This window comes from Streptomyces sp. NPDC002690 (assembly GCF_053592415.1).
This window is the reverse complement of sequence record NZ_JBSFVR010000380.1, coordinates 1-7215: the sequence shown is the minus strand read 5'-3', so window position 1 is coordinate 7215 and position 7215 is coordinate 1. Positions and strand designations below refer to the sequence as shown.

Sequence of the window (7215 nt, the reverse complement as noted above, 5' to 3'; positions counted from 1 at the left end):
GAGGCGGCGAGGTAGAAGGCGCGGTTGGGGATGCCGGAGTTGAGGTGGACCCCGCCGTTGTCGTCGTCGGTCTCGATGTAGTCCTCCATACCTGCTCACCGCCCCCGACAAGGCCCACGCGGCCGGGCTCGCCGCGCTGCGCGCGGCCGGCGGACGGGTGCTGGACCACCCCGAGGAGGCCGGGATCGTCGACCTCGTGGTGGACGGGATCACCGGCATCGGCGGCCGGGGCGGGCTGCGCCCGGAGGCCGCCGCCCTGGTGAAGGCGGTCACCGAGGGGCACGGGGCGCCGGTCCTCGCGGTGGACCTGCCCAGCGGGGTGGAGGCGGACAGCGGGGAGGTGCACGGCGAGGCGGTACGCGCCGACGCCACCGTCACCTTCGGCGCGTACAAGCCCGGCCTGCTCGTCGACCCCGGCGCCGAGCGGGCGGGAGGGCTGCGGCTCGTCGACATCGGCCTCGGCCCGGAACTGCCGGAGCGCCCCGACCTGGAGGCGCTCCAGTTCGCGGACGTGGCGGCGCTGCTGCCGGTGCCCGGCGCGGAGAGCGACAAGTACGGCCGGGGCGTCGTCGGCGTGGTGGCCGGGTCGGAGCGCTACCCGGGCGCGGCCGTCCTCGCCGTCGCCGGGGCGCTGCGCGGCGGCGCCGGCGCGGTGCGGTACGCCGGTCCCGGCGGGGAGACGGTGATCGCCCGGTTCCCCGAGACCCTGGTCCACGAGGGGCGGCCCTCGCAGGCGGGCCGGGTGCAGTCCTGGGTGGTCGGGCCCGGACTCGGCGACGGGCGGGCGGCCACCGCCGCCGTCGAGGACGTGCTCGCCACGGACGTACCCGTGCTGATCGACGCGGACGGGCTGCGGCTGATGGACGGTGACGCCGTGCGTTCCCGCTCGGCCGCCACCGTCCTCACCCCGCACGCCGGGGAGGCCGCGGCCCTGCTCGGCGTGGAGCGCGCGGAGGTGGAGGCGGGGCGGCTCGCCGCCGTCCGTGAACTCGCCGCCCGCTACCGCGCCACGGTCCTCCTCAAGGGGTCCACCACGCTGATCGCGGAGGCCCCGGGCACTCCCGTACGGGTGAACCCGACCGGCACCGCGTGGCTCGCCACGGCAGGCAGCGGCGACGTGCTCTCCGGGCTGATCGGCTCGCTGCTCGCGGCCGGCCTCGCCCCGCGCGACGCCGCCTCGGTCGGCGCCCACCTGCACGGACTCGCCGGACGGCACGGCGCGGACGGGGCGCCCGTCTCCGCGCAGGACATCGCCGAGGGCATCCCGGCGGCCTGGCGGGACGTACGCAGGGGCTGACACAGGGGCTGAGACCGGCGCGACCGCGAGCGCGGGGCATGCGCGGGCCGCCGGTCCGGGCCACCCTGGAAGCGGCGACGGACACCGACCGGGAGGCGGCAGCCATGGGAAAGAGCGAGGTACGGGTCCGCAGGGTCTACGACCCGCCCGAGCCGCGCGCGGACGGCATCCGGGTGCTCGTCGACCGGCTCTGGCCGCGCGGGGTCTCCAAGGAGCGGGCCGCCGTCGACCGGTGGCTGAAGGACATCACCCCCTCGAACGAACTGCGCGGCTGGTACCACCAGGACCGCTCCGGCGCCCGGTACGACGCCTTCGTGGACCGCTACCGCGCCGAACTCGACGACCCCGCGCACACCGAGTCGGTCGCCCTCCTGCTGGGCCTGCTGGAGGAGGACACCCCGGTGACGCTGGTGACCTCCGTCAAGGACATCGACGCCAGCCATGTGCCCGTCCTCGTCGAGTACCTGGAGCACGCGCGGGCCCAGCGCCCCGGCGGCGCCTGAGCACACGGCGCGGAAGGGCCCCGTGCACCGGGTTCCCGGCGGCCGACCTGAGACACTGGGCCGCGATGAACGAGAAAGCGTCCTTGAGAGCCCGGGCCGAGATCGACCTCGCCGCACTCCGCGCCAACGTGCGCGAGCTGCGCGCGCGGGCGGGCGGGGCCCAACTCATGGCCGTGGTGAAGTCCGACGCCTACGGCCATGGCGCCGTGCCCTGCGCGCGGGCCGCGCTCGAAGCCGGGGCGACCTGGCTCGGCACCGCCACCCCGCAGGAGGCCCTCGCGCTGCGCGCTGCCGGTCTCGACTCCCGGATCATGTGCTGGCTGTGGACCCCGGGCGGCCCCTGGCGCGAGGCGATCGAGGCGGACGTCGACGTCTCCGTCAGCGGGCTGTGGGCGTTGCGCGAGGTCGTCGCCGCAGCGGGGGAGGCGGGCCGGACGGCCCGTATCCACCTCAAGGCCGACACCGGGCTCGGCCGCAACGGCTGCCAGCCCGCCGACTGGCCCGAACTGGTCGCCGAGGCCCGTACCGCCGAGGCGAGCGGGGCCGTCCGCGTCACCGGCCTCTGGTCCCACTTCGCCTGCGCCGACGAACCCGGCCACCCCTCGATCGCCGCCCAGCTCTCGGTCTTCCGCGACATGGTGGCGTACGCCGAGAAGGCCGGCGTGGAGCCCGAGGTCCGGCACATCGCCAACTCCCCGGCCACCCTGACCGTGCCGGAGTCCCACTTCGACCTGGTGCGCACCGGGATCGCCATGTACGGCATCTCGCCCAGCCCCGAGCTCGGCACCCCCGCCGACTTCGGGCTGCGCCCGGTGATGACGCTCTCCGCCTCCGTCGCCCTGGTCAAGCAGGTTCCCGCCGGACACGGCATCAGCTACGGCCACCACTACACGACCCCGGCCGAGACCACCCTCGCCCTGGTGCCGCTCGGCTACGCCGACGGCATCCCGCGCCACGCCTCCGGGCGCGGTCCGGTGCTGGTCGCGGGCCGGGTACGGACCGTCGCCGGGCGGGTCGCGATGGACCAGTTCGTCGTGGACCTGGAGGGCGACCTGACCGAGCCCGGGGCCGACGCGGTGCTGTTCGGCCCGGGCGACCGGGGCGAGCCGACCGCCGAGGACTGGGCGGTGGCGGCGGACACCATCGCGTACGAGATCGTCACCAGGATCGGTACGCGGGTGCCCCGGGTACACGTCGGCGGGTGACCACCGTCGGCGGGTGACCACCGACCAGCACGGACCACGACCACGGACGAGGAGCGGGCACGGTGAGCGACAGCAGCGCGGGGGCCGCGGGAGAGGTCGTGGCGGCGGCGACCGCCGCGGCCGGCGGATGGCGCAGAGCCTCGGTCGCCGGGGCCGCCATAGGGGTGCTCGCCGCGGGTGCGGCGGCCGGGGTCGCCGTCGAACGGCTCACGGTCGGCCGGGGCATGCGGAAGAGGGCGCGCCTCGCGCTGGACGCCTCCGGGCCGTACGGGGCGCTGCGCGGCACCCCCGGTCAGGCGGTCGCCGACGACGGCACGGCGCTGTACTACGAGATCGACGAGGCCGAGCCGGCGGCCACCGGGAGCGGCGGCGGCACCGGTCCGCGCAAGCGCCGCCTCTTCGGCCGCAAGTCCCCCGGACCCGTCACCGTCGTCTTCAGCCACGGCTACTGCCTCGCCCAGGACTCCTGGCACTTCCAGCGGGCGGCGCTGCGCGGCCTGGTCCGTACCGTCCACTGGGACCAGCGCAGCCACGGCCGGTCGGCGCGCGGCCGGTCCCAGGCGGACGGGGTCCCGGTCACCATCGACCAGCTGGGCCGGGACCTGAAGGCGGTCATCGACGCGGCGGCCCCCGAGGGGCGCCTGGTGCTGGTCGGGCACTCCATGGGCGGCATGACGATGATGGCGCTGGCCGACCAGTACCCGGCCCTGATCCGCGACCGGGTCGCCGCAGCCGCGTTCGTCGGCACCTCCAGCGGCCGGCTCGGCGAGGTCAACTTCGGGCTGCCGGTCGCGGGCGTCAACGCGGTGCGCCGGGTGCTCCCCGGGGTGCTGAAGGCGCTCGGTACGCAGACGGAGCTGGTGGAACGGGGGCGCCGGGCCACCGCCGACCTCTTCGCGAGTCTGATCAAGCGCTACTCCTTCGGCTCCCGGGACGTGGACCCGGCGGTCGCCCGGTTCGCCGAGCGGCTCATCGAGGCAACCCCGATCGACGTGGTCGCCGAGTTCTATCCGGCGTTCACGGAGCACGACAAGAGCGCGGCCCTGCCGGTGTTCCGGGACATGCCGGTGCTGATCCTGGCGGGCGACAAGGACCTGGTCACGCCCAGCTCGCACAGCGAGGCCATCGCCGACGTGCTGCCCGAGGCGGAGCTGGTCATCGTGCCGGACGCGGGCCACCTGGTGATGCTGGAACACCCCGAGACGGTGACCGACCGGCTCGCGGACCTGCTGGTGCGGATCGGAGCCGTACCGGCTCCGACTAACGTGGTCTGACATGGAAGCACCGCACAACGGCCCGGCCGCCGAGATCGCGGCGGCCCCGGACGCCGTCACCGTACGCATCGCCGTCGAGTCACCCGAGCAGATGACCGAGCTCGGCCGGGAGCTGGCCGGGCTGCTGGCCCCCGGCGACCTGGTGATGCTCACCGGCGAACTCGGCGCCGGAAAGACGACCCTGACCCGGGGTCTCGGCGAGGGGCTCGGGGTGCGGGGCGCCGTCACGTCCCCCACCTTCGTGATCGCCCGGGTCCACCCGCCGCTGGGCGACGGCCCCGCCCTGGTCCACGTCGACGCCTACCGCCTCGGCGGCGGGCTCGACGAGATGGAGGACCTGGACCTCGACGTGTCACTGCCCGACTCGGTGGTGGTCGTGGAGTGGGGCGACGGCAAGGTCGAGGAGCTCTCCGACGACCGGCTCCACGTGGTCATCGACCGCGCCACCGGCGACACCGACGACGAACGCCGCGAGGTGACCCTCGCGGGGGTCGGCGTGCGCTGGGCGGACCTGCGGACCCGGATCGGCGGCGGCACGACGACCGGCTGAGGGCCGACTCCGGCTTGCCGGTCCCGGCACGCTCGCACGCGGAGTACTCCGCCGCGTGCGCCTCGACCGACGCGGCCAGCCTGCCCAGGCGTTCGGCCCGCTCCCGGGGGGTGAGGGCGCTCCAGCCGGGCAGCGCGGCCCGGGCGGCCGACACCGCCCCGGCGACCTCCGGCTCCCGCGAGACGGGAGCCGTACCGCGTGCGCGGCCGGTCCGGGGATCGGTGAGGGTGGTCTTCATCGGTGGTTCCTCCGGCAGTTCGAGGGAGTGCCGTACGGTGCCCGGAGTCCGGACCGCCGTCCGTCAGAGGTCGTACGAACGGAGCCAGAGCTCCAGCGTGAGGACGAGCCAGAGCTTGCCGCCCTGACGCGGCAGCAGAGTGCCCCTGCCCTTCAGCCAGGTGGCGATGGTGTCCTGGCGGAACAGGCCGCGTTCCCGCGTCCCACGCCCCAGCAGCAGATCGTTGCCGAGGTCCCGCAACGGCCCGGTCAGCCACTGCTGTACCGGCACCCTCATCCCGCTCTTGGGGCGGTCCACCACGGTACCGGGCAGAAGATCGCGCACCGCCTCCTTGAGAATCCACTTCTCCACCGTGCCCCGGAGCTTGTACGCCGGGGGAGTGGCGAAGGCGTGATCGACGACCCGTCGGTCGAACAGCGGAGCACGTCCCTCGATGCCCTGGGACGAGGTCAGCCGCTCGACCTTGGTGAGGATGTGGTGGGCGCCCTTCGTCCGCAGATTGCAGTGGAGCAGCTGGTTGAGCAGGCTCTCCATGCGGTACGGGCTGTCCGGGCCGGGCACCAGGTACGGCTCGACGAAGCGCTGCGGGCGGGGCGCGTCGGCCAGCGCTTCCCGCGCCTGCGGGGTCAGCAGCACCGGAAGGTCCGTCCAGCACTTGCGGTACGAGCGCAGATAGGCGGTCGCCCGGTCCTCGTCCCACGGCGCACCGGGTTCCCGGTGCATCTCCTGCACCAGCATCGGGAGGTTCTTCGGCCCGCCGAAGACGGGGTCGCCGCCCTCGCCGTTGAGCACCACCGACGCCCCCTCGTCGGCCACCGCTTCCGCCAGCAGCAGATTGGGCACGGTCAGCGGGTCGCCCACCGGACTGTCCAGCAGCGTCGCCGCCTCCGCGAGCCGCGCCGCGACCGTCGTACCGGACACGTTCAGCACCCGGTGGCGGGTTCCGCAGTGCGCGGCGACGAGGCCCGAGTAACCCAGCTCGTTGGGGAGTTCGTCGCCGAAGCTGATGGAGTACGTACGGACCGGGTGGCTGTGCAGTTTCGACGACAGGGCCGTGACGAGCGAACTGTCGATGCCTCCGGACAGCAGCACCGCCACCGGCTCGGCCTCGGGCAGCCGGCAGGACACCGCGTCCTCCAGCAGGGCGCGCAGCCCGAGGACGTGGTCGTTCGGGTCGTCGGGGGGCGTCCCGTCGAACCGTTCCACCGGCTCCCAGTGGACGGTCTCGGTCGCCGAGCCGTCCGGCGACAGCCGCAGTATCCGGCCCGGGAGCACCTCCCGTACGCCCGTCAGCAGCGTCTCGTCGCCGGGAAGGTAGGCGAACGTCAGGAACGAGCGGACCGCGGCCAGATTGAGGGACGTGCCCAGCGCCGGCCAGCGGCGCAGCGCACGCAGCGAGGTGGTGGCGGCCCACGCACCGTCCGCTCGGGCGTAGAAGACGGTACGGGCGCCCACGTGGTCGCGTATCAGCACCAGGTCCGTGCCGTCGAGCACCGCCAGTACGAACATGCCCTCGGCGAGCGCGACCCCCTTCGCGCCGAGCGAAGCCCAGCAGCGCAGCAGCAGTTCGGCGTCGGTGAGTCGCGCGGGCGCGGGAGTGCCGTTCGCGGCTAGCGCGTCCCGCAGCACCGGCCCGTTGTGGAGGGTGACCTCACCGGTGGCGGTGAGGCCGCACGCGGTGAACGGACCCTCGGCGGGGCCGGGTTCACCGTGCAGCAACGCCGCGTCCGCTCCCGGGACGGCGGCCTCGGGCACGCCGTCACGTATGGCGCCCATCGCCCGGACATGGGCGCGGGCCCGGTCCGTCGTGGGGGCCAGGCACACACAGAAGCGCGCCATCGGCGGCTCCTCTCCGCTCTGTTCCTCGCCGGTGACCCGGCCGGCCGGGTCACCGGGCTCTCGGGTGACCGTCATTCCTCCGTGGACCGCTCCGGCGGGTCAGCCGAAGTCGTCGTCGCTCCAGCCCCCGTCGTCCCCGTCTCCCCAGTTCCCGTCCCAGTCGTCGTCCCCCGCGTTCTCGAAGCCGCCGCCCGAGTCGCCGGAGCCGCCGCCTTCGCCGCCGTCCCTCGCGGACGCCTCGGCCTGACGGCGCAGCTCCTCCTCCTCTTCCGGGCTCAGGCTCAGCGGCGGCAGCTGTGCCTCCGTGAC

The 7215-nt window shown here is 74.7% G+C and carries 6 protein-coding genes and 3 pseudogenes; 5 read left to right on the top strand and 4 right to left on the bottom strand.

Features of this window, described 5'->3' with window-relative positions; translation table 11 throughout:
* Positions 1–95 (bottom strand): annotated as a pseudogene (locus ACWD3D_RS31015) (M4 family metallopeptidase); the annotation flags it as partial.
* Between ACWD3D_RS31015 and ACWD3D_RS31010 the strand changes: the two are divergent.
* From ACWD3D_RS31010 to tsaE, 5 genes and pseudogenes are all read left to right on the top strand, one after another.
* Positions 92–1297: pseudogene (locus ACWD3D_RS31010) on the top strand (NAD(P)H-hydrate dehydratase); the annotation flags it as partial. The pseudogenes ACWD3D_RS31015 and ACWD3D_RS31010 sit on opposite strands and share 4 nt — an antisense overlap.
* Positions 1298–1401: 104 nt before the next feature.
* Entirely contained in the window at positions 1402–1800 is a 399-nt protein-coding gene (locus ACWD3D_RS31005) for a DUF488 domain-containing protein (RefSeq protein ID WP_451464072.1), read from the top strand.
* Between the two features lie 65 nt (positions 1801–1865).
* The gene (alr, locus tag ACWD3D_RS31000) at positions 1866–3005 is read left to right on the top strand and encodes an alanine racemase (RefSeq protein ID WP_451464071.1); all 1140 of its coding nucleotides are present in this window, start codon (positions 1866–1868) and stop codon (positions 3003–3005) included.
* Positions 3006–3067: 62 nt separating this feature from the next.
* Positions 3068–4279, top strand: a complete 1212-nt coding sequence (locus ACWD3D_RS30995) for an alpha/beta fold hydrolase (protein ID WP_451464070.1) — start codon at positions 3068–3070, stop codon at positions 4277–4279.
* Between the two features lies 1 nt (position 4280).
* Positions 4281–4829 (top strand): tRNA (adenosine(37)-N6)-threonylcarbamoyltransferase complex ATPase subunit type 1 TsaE, encoded by a 549-nt coding sequence (tsaE, locus tag ACWD3D_RS30990; RefSeq protein WP_451464069.1) that lies wholly within the window; start codon positions 4281–4283, stop codon positions 4827–4829.
* Here the strand turns inward: tsaE and ACWD3D_RS30985 are convergent.
* From ACWD3D_RS30985 to ACWD3D_RS30975, 3 genes and pseudogenes are all read right to left on the bottom strand, one after another.
* Complete coding sequence (locus ACWD3D_RS30985; RefSeq protein ID WP_451464068.1) at positions 4711–5067, bottom strand: aldehyde dehydrogenase family protein; 357 nt, start codon at positions 5065–5067, stop codon at positions 4711–4713. The genes tsaE and ACWD3D_RS30985 overlap by 119 nt on opposite strands.
* Before the next feature lie 63 nt (positions 5068–5130).
* Positions 5131–6981 carry an asparagine synthetase B family protein gene (locus ACWD3D_RS30980; RefSeq protein WP_451464067.1) on the bottom strand — a complete coding sequence of 617 codons (1851 nt, stop codon included), beginning with the start codon at positions 6979–6981 and terminating at the stop codon, positions 5131–5133.
* Between the two features lie 24 nt (positions 6982–7005).
* Positions 7006–7215: pseudogene (locus tag ACWD3D_RS30975) on the bottom strand (hypothetical protein); the annotation flags it as partial.

Coding starts and splice junctions, on each gene's coding strand:
- ACWD3D_RS30985 (WP_451464068.1), bottom strand. CDS start 5,067: ATGAAGACCACCCTCACCGATCCCCGGACCGGCCGCGCACGCGGTACG.
- alr (WP_451464071.1), top strand. CDS start 1,866: ATGAACGAGAAAGCGTCCTTGAGAGCCCGGGCCGAGATCGACCTCGCC.
- tsaE (WP_451464069.1), top strand. CDS start 4,281: ATGGAAGCACCGCACAACGGCCCGGCCGCCGAGATCGCGGCGGCCCCG.
- ACWD3D_RS31005 (WP_451464072.1), top strand. CDS start 1,402: ATGGGAAAGAGCGAGGTACGGGTCCGCAGGGTCTACGACCCGCCCGAG.
- ACWD3D_RS30980 (WP_451464067.1), bottom strand. CDS start 6,981: ATGACGGTCACCCGAGAGCCCGGTGACCCGGCCGGCCGGGTCACCGGC.